Origin of the sequence: Stenotrophomonas sp., assembly GCF_032066555.1 — a bacterium.
Taxonomy (GTDB): Bacteria; Pseudomonadota; Gammaproteobacteria; order Xanthomonadales; family Xanthomonadaceae; genus Stenotrophomonas.
Genome location: NZ_DAMBKV010000004.1, coordinates 38,789 through 57,068, shown reverse-complemented (window position 1 = coordinate 57,068; position 18,280 = coordinate 38,789). Strand labels below are relative to the sequence as shown.

The 18,280-nt window shown below is 59.9% G+C and carries 18 protein-coding genes; 6 read left to right on the top strand and 12 right to left on the bottom strand.

Features of this window, described 5'->3' with window-relative positions; all coding sequences use genetic code 11:
* Nucleotides 1-25: 25 nt before the first annotated feature.
* The 3 genes from RT131_RS06960 to RT131_RS06950 form a co-directional block, all read right to left on the bottom strand.
* Nucleotides 26-1,648 (bottom strand): FMN-binding glutamate synthase family protein, encoded by a 1,623-nt coding sequence (locus tag RT131_RS06960; protein ID WP_313171503.1) that lies wholly within the window; start codon nt 1,646-1,648, stop codon nt 26-28.
* Between the two features lie 31 nt (nt 1,649-1,679).
* Nucleotides 1,680-2,969, bottom strand: coding sequence for a nucleotide sugar dehydrogenase (locus tag RT131_RS06955; protein WP_313171501.1), 1,290 nt, complete (start codon nt 2,967-2,969; stop codon nt 1,680-1,682).
* A 376-nt stretch (nt 2,970-3,345) separates the two neighbouring features.
* Nucleotides 3,346-3,639: a hypothetical protein gene (locus tag RT131_RS06950; RefSeq protein WP_313171500.1), complete on the bottom strand. Its 294-nt coding sequence runs from the start codon at nt 3,637-3,639 to the stop codon at nt 3,346-3,348.
* 183 nt (nt 3,640-3,822) lie between these two features.
* On the opposite strand from RT131_RS06950, the gene RT131_RS06945 reads away from it, so the two are divergent.
* The 4 genes from RT131_RS06945 (at nt 3,823) to RT131_RS06930 (ending at nt 6,284) form a co-directional block, all read left to right on the top strand.
* Complete coding sequence (locus tag RT131_RS06945; protein ID WP_313171499.1) at nt 3,823-3,975, top strand: hypothetical protein; 153 nt, start codon at nt 3,823-3,825, stop codon at nt 3,973-3,975.
* A gap of 430 nt (nt 3,976-4,405) precedes the next feature.
* Entirely contained in the window at nt 4,406-4,666 is a 261-nt protein-coding gene (locus RT131_RS06940; RefSeq protein WP_313171498.1) for a hypothetical protein, read from the top strand.
* 284 nt (nt 4,667-4,950) lie between these two features.
* Nucleotides 4,951-5,694: a hypothetical protein gene (locus RT131_RS06935; protein ID WP_313171496.1), complete on the top strand. Its 744-nt coding sequence runs from the start codon at nt 4,951-4,953 to the stop codon at nt 5,692-5,694.
* Nucleotides 5,695-6,032: 338 nt separating this feature from the next.
* Nucleotides 6,033-6,284: a hypothetical protein gene (locus RT131_RS06930; protein WP_313171494.1), complete on the top strand. Its 252-nt coding sequence runs from the start codon at nt 6,033-6,035 to the stop codon at nt 6,282-6,284.
* Between the two features lie 178 nt (nt 6,285-6,462).
* On the opposite strand, the gene RT131_RS06925 is transcribed toward RT131_RS06930, so the two are convergent.
* The 3 genes from RT131_RS06925 to RT131_RS06915 all read right to left on the bottom strand — a co-directional run bounded on the left by RT131_RS06925 (nt 6,463) and on the right by RT131_RS06915 (nt 8,616).
* On the bottom strand, nt 6,463-6,774 hold the full coding sequence (locus RT131_RS06925; protein ID WP_313171492.1) for a hypothetical protein: 312 nt from the start codon (nt 6,772-6,774) through the stop codon (nt 6,463-6,465).
* A gap of 422 nt (nt 6,775-7,196) precedes the next feature.
* On the bottom strand, nt 7,197-7,463 hold the full coding sequence (locus RT131_RS06920; RefSeq protein WP_313171490.1) for a hypothetical protein: 267 nt from the start codon (nt 7,461-7,463) through the stop codon (nt 7,197-7,199).
* 220 nt (nt 7,464-7,683) lie between these two features.
* Nucleotides 7,684-8,616: an SOS response-associated peptidase family protein gene (locus RT131_RS06915; protein ID WP_313171488.1), complete on the bottom strand. Its 933-nt coding sequence runs from the start codon at nt 8,614-8,616 to the stop codon at nt 7,684-7,686.
* A gap of 53 nt (nt 8,617-8,669) precedes the next feature.
* Between RT131_RS06915 and RT131_RS06910 the strand changes: the two genes are divergently transcribed.
* Together RT131_RS06910 and RT131_RS06905 are read left to right on the top strand one after the other, a co-directional pair.
* Nucleotides 8,670-8,912: a hypothetical protein gene (locus tag RT131_RS06910; RefSeq protein ID WP_313171486.1), complete on the top strand. Its 243-nt coding sequence runs from the start codon at nt 8,670-8,672 to the stop codon at nt 8,910-8,912.
* A complete protein-coding gene (locus RT131_RS06905; protein WP_313171484.1) occupies nt 8,893-9,114 on the top strand; it encodes a hypothetical protein in 222 nt (73 codons plus the stop codon). The genes RT131_RS06910 and RT131_RS06905 overlap by 20 nt, the downstream gene beginning before the upstream one ends.
* Here RT131_RS06905 and RT131_RS06900 read toward each other — a convergent pair.
* The 6 genes from RT131_RS06900 to RT131_RS06875 are packed head-to-tail and all read right to left on the bottom strand — an operon-like array spanning nt 9,111 to nt 18,233.
* Nucleotides 9,111-9,476 carry a hypothetical protein gene (locus tag RT131_RS06900; RefSeq protein WP_313171482.1) on the bottom strand — a complete coding sequence of 122 codons (366 nt, stop codon included), beginning with the start codon at nt 9,474-9,476 and terminating at the stop codon, nt 9,111-9,113. The two genes, RT131_RS06905 and RT131_RS06900, sit on opposite strands and share 4 nt — an antisense overlap.
* Nucleotides 9,477-9,489: 13 nt before the next feature.
* Nucleotides 9,490-14,184 carry a host specificity factor TipJ family phage tail protein gene (locus RT131_RS06895; RefSeq protein ID WP_313171480.1) on the bottom strand — a complete coding sequence of 1,565 codons (4,695 nt, stop codon included), beginning with the start codon at nt 14,182-14,184 and terminating at the stop codon, nt 9,490-9,492.
* Nucleotides 14,184-14,576, bottom strand: a complete 393-nt coding sequence (locus RT131_RS06890) for a peptidoglycan endopeptidase (RefSeq protein WP_313171478.1) — start codon at nt 14,574-14,576, stop codon at nt 14,184-14,186. The genes RT131_RS06895 and RT131_RS06890 overlap by 1 nt, the downstream gene beginning before the upstream one ends.
* A complete protein-coding gene (locus RT131_RS06885; protein WP_313171476.1) occupies nt 14,576-15,037 on the bottom strand; it encodes a DUF1833 family protein in 462 nt (153 codons plus the stop codon). The genes RT131_RS06890 and RT131_RS06885 overlap by 1 nt, the downstream gene beginning before the upstream one ends.
* Entirely contained in the window at nt 15,034-15,390 is a 357-nt protein-coding gene (locus RT131_RS06880) for a hypothetical protein (RefSeq protein WP_313171474.1), read from the bottom strand. The genes RT131_RS06885 and RT131_RS06880 overlap by 4 nt, the downstream gene beginning before the upstream one ends.
* Nucleotides 15,390-18,233 (bottom strand): phage tail tape measure protein, encoded by a 2,844-nt coding sequence (locus RT131_RS06875; protein WP_313171472.1) that lies wholly within the window; start codon nt 18,231-18,233, stop codon nt 15,390-15,392. Before RT131_RS06875 ends, RT131_RS06880 begins: the two co-directional genes overlap by 1 nt.
* Nucleotides 18,234-18,280: the final 47 nt, after the last annotated feature.

The following is an 18,280-nucleotide window of genomic DNA, read 5'->3' as shown; positions in this document are numbered from 1 at the left end:
CCCACAAAATCACCCGCAGGGGCGCTCAGCGCATCTTGCTGGTACGCAGCGCCGCAATGCGGGCCGGCGGGGTGAACGAATCACTGCGCGCCTCGGCCCAATACTCGCGGAACACGGTGTGCTCGGGCACCTTGTTCAACAATTCGCCCGGCCCGAGATAGCGGTACAGGCTGGCCAACGAGCGGATCTCCACCGGCGATACCCGGCGCAGGATGTGCTCCGGGCCCAGTTCGGAAGGATCATGCAGGCCTGCCGCACCCAGCAGGTCACGCAGCGCGCGCATGGTGTTCTGGTGGTAATTGAACACGCGCTGGCCCTTGTCGACCGGCTCCAGGTGACGCCAGCGGCTCGGGTCCTGGGTGGCGATGCCGGTCGGGCATTTGTCGTTGTGGCAGCTCAGCGACTGGATGCAGCCCAGCGCGAACATATAGCCACGTCCGGCATTGCACCAGTCCGCGCCCAGCGCGATGGTGCGGGCGATGTCGAAGGCCGTGGTGACCTTGCCGGCCGCACCCAGGCGAATACGGTCACGCAGGCCCAGGCCGACCAGGGTGTTATGGACCAGGATCAGCGCCTCGTTCATCGGCACGCCAACATGGTCGATGAACTCGGCCGGCGCCGCACCGGTGCCACCTTCGGCACCATCAACGACGATGTAATCGGGCAGCAGCCCGGTTTCCTGCATGGCCTTGGCAATGCCAAACCATTCCCAGGGATGACCGATGGCCAGCTTGAAACCCACCGGCTTGCCGCCGGACAGCTCACGCAGACGGGCGACGAACTGCAGCAGCTCGATCGGTGTGGAGAATGCCGAATGCTTGGAAGGTGATACGCAGTCCACGCCCATCGGCACACCGCGCGTCGCGGCGATCTCGGCGCTGACCTTGGCCGCTGGCAGCACACCACCGTGGCCGGGCTTGGCCCCCTGCGACAGCTTGATCTCGATCATCTTGACCTGATCGGAGCTGGCGTTCTCGACGAAACGGGCCTCGCTGAAGCGGCCGTTCTCGTCGCGGCAACCGAAATAGCCCGAACCGATTTCCCAGACCAGGTCGCCACCGTTCTCGCGGTGGTAGGGCGAAATGGAACCTTCGCCGGTGTCGTGGCAGAAGCCGCCCAGCTTGGCGCCCTTGTTCAGCGCGCGGATCGCATTGGCCGACAAGGAACCAAAGCTCATCGCCGAGATGTTGAACACACTGGCCGAATAGGGCTTGGCGCAGTCTGGGCCGATCAGCACACGGAAGTCATGGTGGGCGATGGTGGTTGGCGACAGCGAATGGTTGATCCATTCGTAGTCCACCGCATAGGCGCTGCGCAGGGTACCGAACGGCACCACGTCCATCTCGTTGCGCGAGCGCTGGTAGATCAGCTGGCGCTGCTGGCGCGAGAACGGCACGTCTTCCAGATCGCTCTGCACGAAGTACTGGCGGATTTCCGGGCCGATGGATTCAAAGCCGTAGCGGAAATGCGCCAACACCGGATAGTTGCGGCGCAGCACGCTGCGGCGCTGCAGCACATCCCAGGTGCCCAGCAAGGCCATCAATCCGAACAGGCCGACCCCCCAATACCAGGCAGGCCAATGGGTAGCCAGCGCCAACGACACCGGCAGCAGAATCAACGCCAGCACATAAACCAGATAACGATGCATTACCGTCCTCGACCTACACGGATGGCGGATTCTACAACCGGTCGTCCACCAGCTGCCTCGGCCAGGCTGATTTCACATCGTAGACCACCATGTCCGGCACACCGAGGGCACGGATCTGCGCTTCGTCGAAGGCACGGAACTGTTGATGCGCCACGGCCAACACCACCGCATCATAAACACCCCGCTTCGGTGCCTTCACCAGTTCCACATCGCCCATGTCATGCGCACTGCGCGGATCGGCCCAGGGATCAAAGGCATCCACCTGCGCGCCGGCCGCGGCCAGCATCTGTACCAGGTCCAGCCCGCGGCTGTTGCGCAGGTCCGGGCAATCCTCCTTGAAGGTCACCCCAAGCACCAGCACGCGCGCCTTCTGCAGCGGCTTGTTCCGTTCTTCAAGCAAGCCGCGCACGCGGCTGACCACATGCGCCACCACACGGTTGTTGACCTGCCGCGCGGTATGGATCAGATCCGGGTGGTAACCCACGCTCTCGGATTTATGCAGCAGGTAGTAAGGATCAACGCCAATGCAATGGCCACCGACCATGCCGGGCCGGAACGGCAGGAAGTTCCATTTGGTGCCCGCTGCTTCCAATACATCCAGGGTATCGATGCCGAGTTTGTCGAAGATCAGCGCCAGCTCGTTGACCAGTGCGATATTCACATCACGCTGGATGTTCTCCACCACCTTGGCCGCCTCGGCCACACGCAACGACGACGCCGGCCAGGTGCCGGCGGTGATGATGCGCCGGTACAAGGCATCCACCACCGCAGCGGCCTCTGGGGTGGAACCGGAGGTGATTTTCCTGATATCCGGCAGGCGACGCTGACGGTCACCCGGATTGATCCGTTCCGGGCTGTAGCCGCAATAGAAATCTTCGTTGAAACGCAGCCCGGAACCCTGTTCCAGCAAGGGCACGCAGACTTCCTCAGTGGTACCCGGATACACGGTGGATTCGTAGATCACCAGATCACCGCGTTTGAGCACACCAGCGATCAACGCACTGGCACTGCGCAGCGGGGCCAGATCCGGCTGCTCGTAGGCGTCGATCGGCGTCGGCACGGTGACGATGAACACATTGCGAGCGACCAGCTCGGCCTTGTCGGCGGTATAGCGCGCATGTAGCGCCGCACTCAACTCGATGTCGTCCAGTTCCAGCGTATGGTCGTGTCCTGCCTGCAGCTCGGCAACGCGGGCGGTATCGATGTCATACCCCAGGGTATCGAGCGTCTTGCCGAACTCGACTGCCAATGGCAGGCCGACATAGCCCAGCCCGATGATGGCAATCTGCGGCGCTGCCGCGGCGGTGATCTCGGCGCTCATGCCATCCCCTGAGGTTGCGAACTGGTGCCCGGAGCCGGAATCGAACCGGCATGGCCTCGCGGCCGGCGGATTTTAAGTCCGGACAAAAATGTAGACGCACCAAGGGTTTCAGGCTGTTTTCTGTTCCGCAAAGCGCACCAAACTGACCTTTCGAAAGCCTTGCAGGACAAGGCCGTGTGATCGGATTGCGGAAAGGATAACAGGCGGCCAACCTGATCGTCTTCCAAGCGAATCCTCACAGTGCCGAGCTTGGCTCGGCAGTCCCTGCTGGAATAGCTCGAGGAATAATTTGCGGTCCGAATTGTCGTTCCGCCGCAGTGCTGAGCTTAGCTCTGCACCCTCGCCTCACGGGCCAGCCGAGCCCCGGCGTGTCGGACTACCTATGGCCCCACTTCTTGAGCGCGATCTCAGCGGTCTCGGCTCGCAGCTTGGCTTCGTGTCGCCGCACCCATTCCTCGCAACCTGCCCTGCCGGTCTCGTAGCTCCGGCAGTTGCGCGGCGGATGCAGCACAGCCCCGTCTGGTGGAGGCAGGTGATAGTCCAGGTTGACGAACCACGACCCGTCCAGCCGTTCGACCAGCCGGGAGACAGCCAGGTCGTTGACGTAGATAGCGGTCAGCTGGCTTTCGAAGTCAGCGACCTTGGCCCATTTGAAGTCGTTGGGAAGCATGGCCCATTCTGATCCTTCGCCGTCTCAGAAGTTGGAAACAGGCCTCGCCGATCTCAACGTATGAGTCGGGGCATATTGCTGAGTGCGAGCCCTTGATATCGAGAGACACGAAAAAAGCATCTCCTGCTAACATGATCAAGAGCACACTCCAAATGCGGTGACCTCATCGCACTGGAGTAATAAATGAACAACGTCCCTATGAATACTGCCTCGCCGCCTCCTGCTGAGAAGCCATCCGATGATGGCCCTGAGAAGACTCAGAAGAATGATGGCGATCGTAAAGAGGCTGCGGCCAACGATGCCCCTACCGAGGAAGAGCATAAGCAGCAAAAGTAGGACATATCGCTAAACCGTAGACCGAGCTGCGCTGAAAGGCGCAGCTCTTTCTTTAAATACTGAGGTGCCAAATGAATCCCTCCCAAAAGGCCAAAGAGCTGATGAACAGGATCAACTATCAGCTGCGACCTCCCCAGGAGACCACGATGGCACCATGCCGAATCTGTGGAAGAAGTAGTCCGGGCGGACAGCCGTGCTCCGAGTGTCTCTGCACCGAACTAGCTGATCTAATAGCCAACAGAGGTGCCGTAACCCGTTGGTCTAGCTCAGTAAAAGCGGCTGCCGAGGACGAGGAAATGATCCTTATGTATGCGCAAAGATCGCAGGGCAGCAAGTAAACCGCCCCCCTGCACACCCACCCTCACATCTTCGACATAGAAAGAGTCTATGGTGTTGAACGACAGGTGCTCTTAGCACCCGAGGTGACACCGTGAACTACGATGAGGCGCGTGCAGAGTTCGATGATCTGGCACTGGAGATGGCGATGGCATCTCAGTCTTGGACCTACTCTCAACGACTTGAAAAGCTCCGCTCCCTACAGATTCTTACGAGGCGCATGTTGCTTGCAGCAAGCGGAACTCGCAACGAGGCAGAGCTGCGAAACAATATCGAGGCAGTGCTTGACAGAATCATGAGCATGACGGCCTCTGCTGAACAGCTTCAGAAGCTGAAAGATGGATACAAACACTAGGACGGAGAGCTCCTTACAGTCCTCACGTATCTGACGAACGATGAATGGATGCAGCTGCATGTGGCTCACAAGGCACATGTAAGCGGCCCCTATCAGATCTATCCGGATTCTCAGCCAGTAGCGAATCGCTGAACACGTGCGGCGCTGGGCTCTTCAGCCGAACCCTTGTTCTTATCGGCAGATGGTTGCTGAGGGCATTGCGGATTTTCATGCGGCGCGATTCAATGACGCCGGCGGACAAACTCTCGCCCTCCCGATCGCACATCCATCAGGACGATACCCGAATGCGAACCCTCAAGCTCCCAATCTGCCTTGCCATCGCGTTGACCAGCACACCTGTGTTCGCTGAGACTCCACCTGACGTAGCGGATCTTGTCGATGCACGTGGCGCAGGTGGAGAGACCCAGCTCCTCTCCCGCGGATACGAAGTGCGCGATTCAAATACAGTTGGCGACCGACGCTTCACGTTCTGGTGGAAGGCCAAGACGTCACAGTGCATCTCCGTTGCCACCGTCGACGGGCGATACGCTTCGATTCAGTCGGTTCCAGCCGCCAACTGTGGAGGACAATCGGAAAGCAATTCCCGATCTCCAACCTCCACTAGTCGTGATGCGCAATCGCTAGTACTTGTCTGTTACGGCGCTGGAACTCGACCAACAGTTAAGAGTGATCCCACCTACTCGTGGGACAAGGATGATCATAAGTGGAAAACTAGTGAGAACATCCACAGTAGTACGGAAGGCTTCAACGGAGACGTACAGATCGAGCTGTACGGTGACCATGGCCGGATTCACTTGAGCCAGGGCTTAGTTCCCCCGATCAATTCTGGCGGTGACCATGGCTGGTGGGAGCTGGATAACCTCGTGGTCGGACCAGACTTGATCACTGCCGGATATCGCCTCAACGGCATGAATAAGCCAAAGATTCATGTCGACCGTCGCACCGGCCAGATCACCATCCAAGGCGCATCAAACTTTGCTGGTCAATGCGACATTGGGAATTTTGCAGGCAGCCAACGCCGATTCTGATACCTAACTGCTTTCGGCAGCAACGAACTTAGGGGCCCCTCTTTTGGAGGGGCTTTTATATGGATGAGTCTTGCGGGCGCCTCGTAGTACGTGCCAAGTTCCCAAGACGCTTCAACTTACGCCTCATCGACCTACGTTGATAGCAAGCATCGATACGAGTATTTCGCCAGGGGGCAATGTCGCGGCTCAAGTGTCGCCGTGCTGCCATCTAAGTTTGCTCGCAGCTGAATTATCGCTAACTCTGCTTGACCTCCCTTTCACGGAAGTGAAGGAATTATCCCACTATCCTCCGAAGCTAATCGGGGGCGATGCCGATACTTATTAGGGAGATTTGTGTCATGGGATCACTTGCGATGTATCTGGAAGGGCCAGGCCGCCAGCGCCGTTCAGTTCAAGTCCTTTCCAGTCAGCGGAAACGCCTCCATACCGGCAGCGTTGACAGCATCAAGATCAGAAATCGCTCGATCTCGGAAGTCGAAGTGAAAACGTTGGTAGATGAGCACGGGCAGATTGCCGTCCAAACCGACTATGACGGGTTTCGATTTAAGTACCCTAATTCCGAAATACCCTGGAGCTTGATCGTAGGCTGATCAACCCAAGAGCCCGGCTTTATGCCGGGCTCATCGCATCTCAGATTAGAAAGGTTGCGCCGAACGGCCACATAGGCCTGCGTCACGCCGCAACCTTGTGCTCGTAGAACGGATACCGCTTGTCGTCGAAGATCGCGTACAGCACCTGCTGGTTGCGGGCCCCCGGGCTGCGCCAACCTTACCTGGGCACCCTGACCTCAGCCGCCGGCCGCTTGCTGATCAGTGCCTGCAGCACCATCTTCTCCCGTGATCGACGGCGTGGCTTCACCGGCCGGCTGGGCAGATCGTTGCCCCGTGCAGCGATCCAGCGTTCAACCCACATCTTGCCCTGGCGGTAGGACCCGGCCTTGAACCAGAAGGACCGGCCTTGCCAGTTGAGGGTTCCAGCTACCCTCCCCGCCTCCAGCCTTAGGACCGCCACGGTCCCGTAGTTGAAGCACAGGTAGCAGGTGTCGGGGTTATCAAGCCAGTGGTACGGGGTTGGAAGCATGACCCAGCATGGCGGCGAGCCGTCTCAGCAACTGGGACTATGGGCGGGGCTGCAACACCAAGGCGCTGTCGCGAATCTGGCTCGGCTTGAATGAATTGTTAGGTGCTTAGCCCATTGCTAGCGAGCAGACGGGCCAGCACGTAATGACCAAAGTTTGCCAGTTCTTCCTCTGGGAGAGTTGCCAAGTCCTCAAGGGTGCCAGGTGAATAGTCCTTGAAGGTAACCAAGCTTTCGTATGCCCAAGCGCCGGGTTCTTGGCCCTTACGAGCGTCATCGAGTACCACCCTCAATGAGCCATCCGGGAGTAGCGCCAAGCTGCATAAGACGGCCATGCTCTTTGTCGGGAACGTTTGAGAACTCTCCATAGCACCTAACTCTGGAATTAAGCCGCGCCGCGAAGCGGCGTCGACTTGAATGAACTGTTAGGCCTTGAGTGTGGCACAGGCGACGCCAGAAAGAACAAACACGAGAAATGCAGAGGCAGCCCAGTAGCCGGAGCGGAAGCACAGATCACCCAGGGCGTTGAGTTTTGGGTCGCCAAAGGCTCTGTACTTGCGTTTTGTTATGAACAAAACGTCTGGAGCAGAAGCCGATGGCTCTGTCGCTGGATCAGGAGCGATCTTAGTCCAGATGTCTGGATGAGCGATTCGCAAATAGCGGTTGAAGGTGCGCGAGTAGTAGGCGGACATGGCGAAAGCCGGGAGTGTGACCAAGCCTGATAGGAGAAAGACAGCTGGCAGTAAAGCTTCCATCAAGGCCTAATTACCTAATAGACGGACCCGTGGGTCCGGTTATACGACTTATCCACAAACGGCCGTATGGCGGGCTTTCCCGTTGGTACAGCTCGATCTTAGGTTGGCTGGGTCCGACTAACAAGCCGAAGAATAGCCGGACTGAGCACGCCACCGTTCAAGCCGCACTCTTGTGCTCGTAGAACGGGTGCCGCTTATCGTCGAAGATCGCGTAGAGCGCGGATAGGTTCGCTGGGTCCGGGTTGAGCCAGGCCTCGATGTGCTCGGGCTTGATGTTGATGATGGTCCGGTCATGGCCGGCGGCGGCTACTTCCGGCTCTGGCTCGTCGGTAATCGCCGCAAAGCTCAGCAGATCCGCCTCTTGCCCCTTCGGGTCGGTCCAGTGCGACCACAGGCACGCGATGAGCATGTCCTCCCCGGTGCGCGGAACGAACTCAAGCTCCCTGCTTTCGCCTTCGACCGTGACCCACTCATAGAATCGGCTGGCCACGATCAATCCGTGCGTGTACCCGAACTGGCCCTTCCAAAAGCCTTCGAGTTTGTCGCGCCTCGCGTTGTAGGTGCCCGGGTACTTCTCGTCGTAGAACGCCGGCTTCCCAGCCGGCCGGCACTGGTAGCGCATCGGTTTCACGACCAGCTTGCCGCCCTCGCTGACCAACACCGGGCAGTAGTAGCCCGGGAACATGCGGGAATCGCGCGCCTCCAGGTTCGCGCGCTTCAGGTCGGCGATCTTCCGCTTGATCTGCTCGATCTTGTTGCCGGCAATCCGCTGCTCATTCGCCGCGGTCTTCGTGGGCTTGGTGGCCAGCTTCTGCTCGGCGGCGGCCAGGCGCTCGGTCTGCTTGGTCAGGTCGGTCTCAAGCTGTGCGACTTCCTCGTTGTCCCATTCCCGAATCTCGGCGGCAATGGCGGCAACGCTGGAGTCACCGGGGCGCAAAAATGACAGGTCCAGCGCCCTGGGCGTTTTCGGTCGGCGGGTCTTGTTGTTGTCACGCAGCCACAGCTGTGTGAACACTTCCAGATCCACGACGGCACCAAATTCACGGACGAACTTCTTGTAGTCGGCTTCGATCTGAGCTGAATAGCACACGCGTCACCTCCGTTTGACCGGAGCATAACGCCCCCGAGGCATAGGATTCGTGCATGACCAAGATGACCCGCGAAGAGCTGGACCACTGGGTCCAGGACATGGCCGCCCGCTTGAAGCCAGAGGCCGAAACCGCCCATGCCGGCGATCTGGCGGAAATCGTCGCCGGCGAAGTCGAGGTCATCGAGGCGCGAGTGGCGGTCGAGGACCTGGACCACTTCCACGACCAGGTCCGGGACGTAATCGAGGCTCTGGCCTGCATCCGAGCGAGCAACCCTGATGAACCAACAGACCTCTGACTACGAGTTGGCATTCAACGAGATCCGCCACGCCCTGCAGCAACACGGCGAATCCGAGAGCTTTTGGTCATCCTGCGACGAGGTCGAAGAGCGGCTTATAGATCAGTACCCTGAGGACGAGACGGCGATCATTGAAATGGTGGCCACTTGGCTAGTGAAGCTGGGCGTGAAGCCGGAGGGAAGCCTGCAGGGGTTCGTTTAACCCTGACTATCGTCGTCGACAGGGAGTGTGTCCAGCGGACTGGCCCCAATGCCAAGCGCTTCAGATGCATGGGCCACGTATGCCGCTTTCACCATGGCAATGACATCCATCCCCGGCACACCGCCGAACTCCCCTGCCGCCACCTGCGCAATGGTGCGCTCGATGCGTGGCCCAAGGGATGTGCCACGTAGAACATCCCCCATCCAGTGCTGCCACTCGGTATGCCAGATCAACTTCCCGTCGAAGCTAGGACTGCCGTCGACACTTGGCTCAAAGAGCACCTCAAGCCGCCTGCCGATCAGAACATCCCGGTTCTGTTGATCGTACACACGCTCAATGTCGCCGGCTTCGCTTACTTGCATCTGAGGTTCCATATCAATTCTCCACCGAGATGATCGAGAGATTTTGGGTGGTGGTGATCGAGTTGATCGTGCCTGGGTGGCTTATGTCTTGGGATGCGAAGGCGGTGATCACCGCCCGATAGGTAACGGTCGATGCAGCGGGTGACGTGTCGTTGATTGTCATCGAGCCCGACCAATAGGCCGTTGCACGATCGGGGGCATCCCCCTCGTTGAATATGTTGATGCCCCCGCCGACTGGCATGGTTTGCCACAGCGTCTCTGCCGCGTTGCCGATCTTCCGGTACACCGCAACAGATGCTGAGTTTGCGCCAGCACCGGCAACAAACCCACCGGCACCGAAAGCATTGCTGACGTAGTTGGTGGAGCGACCGAAGCTGATCGTTACTTGGCGAACGGTGCCATTCGTGTCGAAGGGCCCATTCACCAACTCTGTGCCGACAGTCACCGTGGTCGTTGTCTGCACCGCATTCTTCTTCACGCCTGCGGACAGCGACCCGCCGAAGTAGGCACCACCAGTGTTGTCAAACCAGATGGTGCCATTGGACTTGTTGCAGTTGCCCACGCCGACGTTTGGCCCGTACCAGAAGCACAGATTGCTCGCCGCACCGAAGTTAATACCCAATACGAGTTGGATGCCGGCGCTGTAAGCGCGCAAGTACCCGTTCTGCCATTCAAGGCCACTGCTTGCGCTGCTAATAACACGGAAGATATTCGCGAGGATTGAAAACGACGAGCGCTTTCCATCATTCATTGACTGCGTGCCGCTGATATAGCCGTTCACGTCCAACGTTACGGTTTGGGACGCCGCTTGTTCCTGGCCACCGATGGACCAGGGGGACGGTTCCTCTTGCGATGGTGCAACTTCCTCGAACATTGGGCGACACCAGAACGGATACGGTGTGTCCTGCCCACTGACGGCCATTGTTCTAAGTACTAGTTGTGCCCGGGTCGCATTTGTCGGAGCAAGAACAACTATCTTACCTCGAACCCAATTCACACCGAGGTTGCTGCCGGGTAAAGACACACCGTGACGATTAACAAAGTCTGATGCAGGGCTGTACGAAATGACATTGCCCGAAGCATCCAACCATGCCAGGAATATTTGCTGGGAGCAGCGCGACGGATTCATGTACGCTGAAAAACAATACCTTTTGCCTGCCGCCACCGGAATAGGTGTTGTGTTCACTATGTCTAGGTACATAGTGCGATCGGTCACACCAGGACGATACGCCGATATGGTGTTAACGCCTGGCGGATAGTAGTTACCCCCTGCCGCGTTCCTTGCTGGGCCAAGCCAACCGCCGTCATTCCACGAAATATTCCAACCCGAAAGGTCAACGGACATGTCGGCGTTAGCAATCAAATTGCCACCACCACCAACAGCCTTGATAGCGTTCGTAACGCTTGCCATGCCGCTTTCAACTTGGTCGATAGCGGCGGCGAACTCGTTGCCCTGTTCGTCAACGTCAGTGCGCAATTGGCTGACCGCCCGAGACGTGCTCGACTGGGCCTCAGTAACGGTGCCGACATCCTCCCAGTAATCCGTGTCCGGCGGCGGCGTGTCCATCTCAACATCAGCCTTTGCGCGGTACATGCGTCCGTTGAAATAGACAACGTCCCCCGAGACGTACGTGCTCGCCGCGTCATACTCCTCGCCCATCAGTACCAGCGACTTGGCGGCCTTCAATTCGGCGGCGAGGGACGCTGCAAGGGCGGCATCGATGGCTTCTTGCTGGGCGACCTGCTCAAGCGTGATGTCCGCCAGGCTCTGCCCCAGGTTCTTTCCGAGCGTTCGCTGGATAATGCGCATACCGACGGAAAGCTCACCACTGGTATTGCAGCTTCGGCAGGCAAAGGTCCATTTGCCAGACGCCGGCATCACCGCCTCAAATGCAGCCGAGTGATATCCGGTGTCGCCGATTGGGGTCATCGCGTCCCAATCAGGCGCGATGACGTGGTCAGCAATGTAGCGGATCTCAACGCCCGCGAAGTCCGCAGAGCGCATCGTTTCGGCCAGCCAGCCCCAGGTGTAGAGGCGCACACCCCCGCTGAGCTCCTGCACATCAAACAGATCCACCAGCACCGGCGGGATGTCTGCCCCTGCGGTCGCGTAGGTAGCTGACACAGCTACGCCCGCGGTCCCATCGGGGGCGAAGGGGCGCACCACAATGCTGTACACGTCGGCCTGTGGAATGCGCCAGGTCGCCGTCCGGGTCTGCGTTTGCGTGACTTCCTGCAGCTCCTGATTCGGGCCCGCGGCCAGCACCAGCACATGGCCGACTGGGCCGGTGATATCGAACGTGGCGGTCAGCTCGGTGAACTGGGTATTGCCCTGTGCGATCTGCTGCTCGGTAATGCGCAGGTTTGAAGCGACAGGCCGCGTCGGCAACTGCGATTCGTTCGGGGACGGCACATAGTTGCCCGTCTTCACGTACACCCAGAACTCGGGACCTTCTGCCACCACCCGAACACTCGCGCCCTTGAGGTCACTCTCCGGCTCGATGCCAACAACGCGGACGCGCAAACCCGGCGTCTGCTTGAAGTCGTAGATCCACAACGTGTCGTGCGCAGGATTGTCCGCAACGCCACCCGGCAGCGCGGCGTCAGATGGCCAACCGTCCAGCAACTCGATAGTGCTCGACTCACCAGCGAATGGCTTGACCCGCAGCACCCGATACACCCGCTCGCCAGGAATTCGCAGCCCGATGTACGCAACACCGCTGGTCGGCGCTGGCACGGGCTCGTCGAGGGCCAGGGTGACGGTTCCAGCGTCATTCACCGCCCCGACGACCCGACCACCAAACCCCCACTGCGTCATATCGTGCTGCAGGGCCAGCAGGGACAGACGCTGGTAGCTCAGGTGCTCAATGTCCGTGCTGTAGCTGATGTCCTTGTACTGGTACAGCGACTGGGCAAGGTGCCACCTTGCGAGCTCTGCTGCGTGCGCCTCGCTGGTTACACCTTCGCCCGACACTTGGGCCGGGTTGAGCATGGTGGTCACGCCAGGCGCAGGAACGCGCAGGGTCTTCGTCTCCCACGTATCGCCATCGACGTAGGTGTATTCGATACCGTCAGCGGCGTTGCTCAGGCTGTAGTCGATCTGGAACTGTCCCTTCTTGATCGTGCCCATGTTGACCACGCCGGACAACGGCTGGTCCTGGGCAGCCCAGACAACGCCCAGCCGGCCGCCGGCCCAAGTGACTTGACCGAAACCAGCCAGGGCTATGGCCGACAACACCTGTTCGTGGTTTCGGGGGTCCTTGATATAGAAGTTGTACGCGTAGCCGTTCGACGCGCAGTGCAGGGTGAACGCTTTGAGCGACTCAACATCGATCTGCGCTTCATCGAGCGCCATGCCCCCCAGCAAGCGCCCCTCCCGAACGATCCCTCGCGCGTAAGCGAGGATCTGAGCGCCCGGGTTGCTGGTTTCCACAGTGTGATACGCCGTACCGTCCCAGACCGGAATCGGGTCGGCATAGCCAATGGCGCGCAGTTCGTCAGGGGTGCCATTGAGCTGGCCGGTCGCCTTCAGCTGGACGCCACTGCGCGACAGTCCCGTGTAGTCGCCCTCGTCCACCTGAACGCTGGTCAGGGTGCTCCAGGTAAATGCAGCCTGCGCTCCACTGCCATTGGTGTTCAGACCTGCCGTGCGCACTCGGACGTCGTATTGGCCCCGAGCGACGTCCTTTCCGTAGCCGGCCCGATAGGCCTTGGTCTTGCTGCTGGTGATCGTGTAGCTGCCGAACGGCAGCCAGCCAGTGGTTCCGGTTGGGCGGTACTGGACCTCAACCCGCTCGGTGTTGTTCTTGTCCTTGCCTTTGCTGCTCTTGTCATAGAGCTGGTATTCCAGCCCTACGATCAATCGCACAGTGTCTGCGGAGCTGGTGCGCTCGATCCAGGCGCTCGGCGTGTGCTTTGGGTCGCTGTTGGTGTCCAGCAACTGGCCACCTTCGGTCACATCGGCGTTGCTGTAGAGCGGAATCTGCTCGGCGGGCATCTGGCTGTAGCCGGCGTGGTAGACCCGGGCCCCCTCATAGCTGCTCAGCAGGGTGTCGCCGTTGTAGATCGCCTCAATGCGACCCACGTTGATACCCGCACACAACTGCATGCCAAGGTACTGATCGTTGCCCTCGTACCAGGTGTAGGGCTTGCTCAACAGATCCGGCGTGATGCGCACACGGCCAAACAGCATGGGCAGAGGCTCATACTGCCGAAGCTGGTTGCGCGCACCGGACAGAGAATAGACCGAGTCCTGCGACTGGCCCCCTGCCTTCGCGGGCTTCGGCGCGAGCACTTTGTTGATGAGCATTGAGCCTGCTATGAACAGCCCTGCCCCTATCACTGCCGCGGCAGCGCCACCTGCCGCGACGCCAAAAGATCCGGCGATCCAGCCTGCACCAGCGCCCATGGTGAAGTAGGTCAGCGCGATCATCGCTACGACGGCCAGCGCCGTCTTACCCACGCCACCGCGAACCTCGATTACCTGCCCCTGCTTTGGGAAGACGGAATGCCAAAGGTGGCGCTCCACAGGCACGCCGCCGATTGCAACTGCCCAGGGCTGGCCGTCCAGCTCTGGCACGTTGCGCATCAGCAATGCGTACAGGCTCTCTTCTGCCCGCGCCTCCCACACGACGTTGCGCTGCCCGTCCAGCAGCAGCGGATGCGGTGTGACGATCAGCTGGCCCGGCTCAGTGCGCGGCAGTTCCATCAGACCCATCTGTAATAGCCCTCAATCCTGAGCCCGAAATCGGGCAGCTCGCGGACGCGGTGCAGAATGCTGCAGCCCGTCTTCTCGTTCGCGTGCAGAGCCCACGCCTCGTGGGCCAGATAAAAGAAAACCCCGGCATGGCCGGGGCGTTTGTGTCCGTGTTCGATCATGAGAACGAGATCCCCGTCCTGTGGCAGTTCCGTTCGTCGCGCATAGGGCCTGGACAGCTCCCCGATGGCGGCCTGCCCCTCCGCGCCGCGTGGGCGGTGCCCGGGCATCTGGATCTGCCGGCCGAACAGATCCCGTTGCACCAGCGCAACGAGGTCGGCACAGTCGAACGTCTGCTCGTCGTAGGGCAGCAGGGTGAAGCGCTCAACGTCAGCCAGTCGCATCAGAACGCCCCCGGTGCGGTGAACGGGTTGTAGCGCAGGCGCACGGCCTGCTGCCGCATCAGTGCGTCGTAGCCGCAGCTGGCTGTGGCCGTGCGCGTGTTCACCGATACCTGCGTGATCGGCAGGATGTAAGTTCGTTCGATCACATTGGGGTCGGCGCGATCGCTGATCATCAGCTTGGCTTGCACGACGTCGTAGGGCTGCAGGCTCTCCAAGTCGTCCGTGATGCCCCGCCCGATGTTGTCCAGGGTCAGCACCGCGCGAGGCGCCTGCCCGGACACGTCGTCCGGTAGCTTGAACCCGAAGGGCACACCGGTGTAAAGCACCCCGTTGCTGGTCCAGTCCTGCGTGTCGTTGACGATCCGCAGGGTTTCAGCGAACGACGGCGCCGATACTTCAAGGAACAGCAGCGTGCCGGCAGTATCGGTGACGCGCTGCCGGCGCTCGATGAAAGTGCTCAACGGACATACTCCATGACGACAGTTCGGCTTGCGATAAAGAAGGCGGGAGCGAGGGGTGAAAGCGTGCCGATGCTTCCGTTCTCAAATCGAGCGGTGATCAGTGCGCCAGTCCGCGGGTGCTTGAGCTGGAACCAGCCAATCCGCTTGATGGTGTCGAAATACCACGCTTCAAAAGCAACAACGTCTGCAGCCGAGCGGAAGAGCAGCGTCGCACTGAGTTTCACCAGTACCTGACTGTTGATCAGGCGCTGCTTGGGCACGCCGCGTTCCATGTCGGTGCGCTCGACAGCAGGATCGAAGGATTCAGTGAATCCATCGGTCAGGATCTGCGCGTAGGTAGGGAAATAAGCCATTACACGCGCTCCTGAACGTCAAGGCGAGATTTGATCGCTGCCAAGGTCTTGCCGCCACTCGCCATATCATCTGCCACGCCGTCTATAAGCATCTTGATGAGTGTCGAACCATCCGGCTGACGCTGCGCCGTTGCCTGAGCCTGCACAGGCTGCCCCCTATTCTCGACTTCTATCTTGATTTGCTGCGCACCGGTAACAGCTGTTTGACCACCCGCTAGTGGCCTGCTGTTTGGAGCCACGGCAGGAAATACCTGCCCCGCGTTTCCGGGAATCAGGTAGGTCCGCCCATTCTGCTCGAACAGCTCGGGTCTGCCGCTTTCACCAACCTCATAGAACGAGCGCGCATCTACCCGCCCGCCGGACGCACGTCCCCCTCCGAAAGACAACAAGCGCTCGGTTAGACCAGCATTGATGCTCTGCGTGCCTCCGCTTACCAAGGCGTTGCCGGTGGCCGTCACCCCGCCGCCAAGCCATCCTGACATCATGTTGCCAAACAGGCCGGTGATCATTTGCTTGGCCGCGATACGGGTCAGATCGGAGATGATCGAGTCGGCGAGGTCGGAGAACTCGAACTTTCCTGTCTTGGTGAACTGGCGGATGGCATCCTCGGCCCCGCCGAACGCGTTGGCGAACATGTCGCGGGATTGGCTCGCCACGTCTGCTGCGGAGAACAGGTAGTCCTCCAAGGCCGCGTTCGCGCCAACGCGCCAGTCGGCCATAAGCGCCAGCCTCTGGGATTGGTAATCCCGCTCTACCTCCAACATGCGGTCACGGCTCGCGCGCAGGGTGGTCTCCTGCTGCCGCCAAGATTCGCTGTCTGCCGCCACCCCACTATCACGGATGCGCTTGAGCCCGTCCTCATACTCGCGCTGGATGTCCAGCTGCCGCCGCAGCATGTCCACAGCGTCGCCGCCACGACCGTAGCCCATCAGGTCCAAGGTGTTGGCACGGAGGCGGTTCTCCTCGCTGACCGCAATCTGCGCGTTCAACCTGGAAAGCTGCTCCTTGGCCTTGATCTCGCGCTCATGCGCCGTTGCCAGCTCGCCGCTGGCTACCAGCTCCTTCAGCATTGCGTTCAATACAGCGCGGCGCTCTGGGCTTGCCTTGCTGCCAAGGCTCAGCAGCTCCTGCTCCACCTGGATGCGCAACCGCTGGCTCGTAGTGAGCTTTGCTTCGCTCTGCAGCTGCTCCGTGTTCAGGGCGATCTGCTGCTTGATTCGCTGCGCTAGGGCGATGGTAGGATCTGCCGCCTTGCTCCCAGAGGACCTCTTCTCTGACTCCGCGAACCGCTGGCGCGAGGCCGCGATCTGAGCATCAATTTCGCTCTGCTTCTTGCCAAGGGCATCCCCTGCCGCTTGAATCCGTTTCTCCTCGGCCTGCTGCTTCTCCTTTTTGCTCAGATTTTGCCCTTGCCACTTGTCCCACTCCGCCTCGGTCTTTTTCCTCTCCTCGCGGGCCTTTTCAATTGCGTCCTTCGCCCCGATCGGATCAACCGCGTTCTCCCATGTGGAGTTTACGGGGAACTGCTGGAGGTCCCCCTCAGCGACTTTGCCGCGAAGCCACTGTTTGCCAAGGGCGTTCGCAAGGGTTGCGCCTGACGACAGCCAACCTTCAGGGATCAGCGACGCAGCATTTCCTTGGGCGAATCCGGCTCTACGCAACGCCCCAGATGCACTGACCTCGCCTCCAGCCCACAACGACTTAGATAGCTTCTGCTTCTCAATCAGTTGGTCGAGCAGCTGCATATAGACGCCAACTTCACCCCACGCAGCCGAGGTGTCATCCTTAACCTCTCGCCACCACCTCGAAAGCACCGAAAGAGTTTCGTCTGCTTTCTCGGCCACCTCATCCAAGTGGGTTCCGTAGATTCGAACAGCCTCGGCGACCGCCTCCTGCGTTCGGCCCTCGTCCTCAAGGGCAACCACCCGCTCCAACTGCGCCTGGGTCAGGAAATGCTCCGTGCTTGTCAGTTCCAGCAGAGCATCTACAGGCGACTTGGCAATCGCCTCGAACTTGGAAATGGTCTTCTCAACTTCCTGACCCGTGGTGACACTCATGCGAGCGGCAGCGCGCGACACCAAGTCGAATTGCTCGCCCGCGAACTTCCCCGATGCAGCGACTTTCATTAGAGCATCGGAGGCGCCGCTGCGAGACACGCCTGCCACTGCATCAAGCCGCGCGACTAGCTCCTGGTAGTCGTCCGCTGCAACCCCGGCGTAGCTACCTGTGGTGATCAGAACCCTTTCGAACGCAGCCTGTTGCTCAGTTGCAGAGTAGCCCGCGTAGGCAACGGCCGCCAATGCTCCTGCAACTATCGTCGCTGGGCTAATCATGGCCGCAAGCTGCGTTCCCAGCGCCTGCGCAGCCGGTACGATGCCACCGAACATATCCTTGAGCTGGCCGCCCTGCTGAAGCAAGACCGTCAGCGGATGCTGTCCACCCTGCAAACTGACAAGAATGTCAGTCATCTGCGCAGGTACGCCACGCATGGCCGCCTGCTGTTGCTTCAGGCTAACGCCGTATTTGTTTATCTCCGTCGTCGCGCCCTGGGCCGCCGCCTGGTTCTTAGCTAGCTTTTTGGTGATCTCATCAAGCAAAGGCCCACTTGTTCTCAGCGAGGCCGAATAGGCGATCTGCTGCGCCTTATTCATGCCAACAATGTCGGCCTGCTTAACCAGCGTGTCTATACGGCGCTTTTCCGCAGCCGATAGTTGTTGATACTGCTGCTGTGCCGATGACGACATGTCAGCCACAGATCGCTTGGCAGCGGTGATTGCTGAGTCGAACTGGGAGGTATCAACCTCGATCTCAATTCGAGCTGTGCCGATGGCGGTATCGGTCATGGCTTTCCTTTGGACAAGAAAAAACCCGCCAAAAAGACGGGTTGGTT

What these genes read in the sequence shown, in the direction of transcription:
- RT131_RS06920 (WP_313171490.1), bottom strand. Translation starts at nt 7,463, where the DNA reads ATGTCCGCCTACTACTCGCGCACCTTCAACCGCTATTTGCGAATCGCT.
- RT131_RS06890 (WP_313171478.1), bottom strand. Translation starts at nt 14,576, where the DNA reads ATGCGACTGGCTGACGTTGAGCGCTTCACCCTGCTGCCCTACGACGAG.
- RT131_RS06910 (WP_313171486.1), top strand. Translation starts at nt 8,670, where the DNA reads ATGACCAAGATGACCCGCGAAGAGCTGGACCACTGGGTCCAGGACATG.
- RT131_RS06950 (WP_313171500.1), bottom strand. Translation starts at nt 3,639, where the DNA reads ATGCTTCCCAACGACTTCAAATGGGCCAAGGTCGCTGACTTCGAAAGC.
- RT131_RS06935 (WP_313171496.1), top strand. Translation starts at nt 4,951, where the DNA reads ATGCGAACCCTCAAGCTCCCAATCTGCCTTGCCATCGCGTTGACCAGC.
- RT131_RS06905 (WP_313171484.1), top strand. Translation starts at nt 8,893, where the DNA reads ATGAACCAACAGACCTCTGACTACGAGTTGGCATTCAACGAGATCCGC.
- RT131_RS06945 (WP_313171499.1), top strand. Translation starts at nt 3,823, where the DNA reads ATGAACAACGTCCCTATGAATACTGCCTCGCCGCCTCCTGCTGAGAAG.
- RT131_RS06875 (WP_313171472.1), bottom strand. Translation starts at nt 18,233, where the DNA reads ATGACCGATACCGCCATCGGCACAGCTCGAATTGAGATCGAGGTTGAT.
- RT131_RS06960 (WP_313171503.1), bottom strand. Translation starts at nt 1,648, where the DNA reads ATGCATCGTTATCTGGTTTATGTGCTGGCGTTGATTCTGCTGCCGGTG.
- RT131_RS06900 (WP_313171482.1), bottom strand. Translation starts at nt 9,476, where the DNA reads ATGCAAGTAAGCGAAGCCGGCGACATTGAGCGTGTGTACGATCAACAG.
- RT131_RS06930 (WP_313171494.1), top strand. Translation starts at nt 6,033, where the DNA reads ATGGGATCACTTGCGATGTATCTGGAAGGGCCAGGCCGCCAGCGCCGT.
- RT131_RS06925 (WP_313171492.1), bottom strand. Translation starts at nt 6,774, where the DNA reads ATGCTTCCAACCCCGTACCACTGGCTTGATAACCCCGACACCTGCTAC.
- RT131_RS06880 (WP_313171474.1), bottom strand. Translation starts at nt 15,390, where the DNA reads ATGGCTTATTTCCCTACCTACGCGCAGATCCTGACCGATGGATTCACT.
- RT131_RS06955 (WP_313171501.1), bottom strand. Translation starts at nt 2,969, where the DNA reads ATGAGCGCCGAGATCACCGCCGCGGCAGCGCCGCAGATTGCCATCATC.
- RT131_RS06895 (WP_313171480.1), bottom strand. Translation starts at nt 14,184, where the DNA reads ATGGAACTGCCGCGCACTGAGCCGGGCCAGCTGATCGTCACACCGCAT.